The organism is Rathayibacter tanaceti (genome assembly GCF_001634385.1).
Classification (GTDB): Bacteria; Actinomycetota; Actinomycetes; order Actinomycetales; family Microbacteriaceae; genus Rathayibacter; species Rathayibacter tanaceti.
On record NZ_LIIN01000277.1, the window covers coordinates 1 to 1,016 of the forward strand.

Sequence of the window (1,016 nt, forward strand, 5' to 3'; positions counted from 1 at the left end):
TTCGGAAGCCGAGGGTCTGCCTGGGTCGGTCGTTGAGTTCGTCGGCGATCGCGTTGAGGTAGGGCTGGTGGTTGGTGATCTCGATGCCCTTGGGGAGGTATTCGCGGATCAGACCATTGGTGTTCTCGTTCGAGGGCCGCTCCCACGGGGACCGCGGGTGCGCGAAGTAGACGGGCAGCTCGGTGGCGAGGGTGAGCTGCGCGTGCCGGGCCATCTCGGTGCCCTGGTCCCATGTGAGGGAGCCGCGCAGATGCGCGGGCAGATCGTCGACCCGGTCGATGAGAGCGTCGGCGACGCCGTCGGAGTCTTTTCCGTCGGGTAGTCCCAGGATGATCGCGAAGCGCGAGTGCCGCTCCACCAGGGTGATCGCCGCGGTCTTGCCGTGCGCTCCGATGATCAGATCTCCCTCCCACGCGCCGGGAACACGCCGGTCCGACGCCTCCTCGGGCCGGTCATCGATGGAAACCATGCCCACAATGCGTCCGCCGGTGCGTTCCCCGAGCGGCCGGCGTCGCTTGCGGGTCGTCTGTTTCGAGCGCAACAGGATGCCTTCGCGGGCGAGTTCGCCCTTGGGGTGGGCGTAGATCCATCGGTAGATCGCCTCGTGGGACACGGTGCGGCCTGCGGCGTCGGGTGAATGCGTCATCGTGTCAACGCTCGCGTCCGCCGCCTCCAGGCGCAACCGGCCCGCGATCTGCCGCGGCGTCCGCGAACGCTTCAGATCCGCTCGAACCCGCGCCGACAGCACAGAATCGGCATCGATCAGTCGCTCCTGCGGACGGGCTCGCCGCTTGCGAGCCTTCGTCTGCGCCGAGACGGGCTGATACCCGCGGGTCTTGAGCGAGTTCCGGCTCCGCTCACGCCACACGACCGTCCGGTCGCGGTCGATCAACTCGGCGATCTCCCGATCGCTCAGCCCCTGCTTGATCCCGACCGCGATCTGAGCCCGATCCTCAAACGACAACTGCCGACGCACCACCAGCAACCCCCTCCGTTGCTACGACGCTATGACACCG

The 1,016-nt window shown here is 67.5% G+C and carries 1 protein-coding gene; it reads right to left on the reverse strand.

Translation table 11 applies throughout. From position 1 onward, the window contains the following. A partial coding sequence (locus ACH61_RS15620; protein ID WP_068213790.1) for an IS30 family transposase occupies nucleotides 1-979 on the reverse strand: 979 nt, incomplete at its 3' end. Nucleotides 980-1,016: the final 37 nt, after the last annotated feature.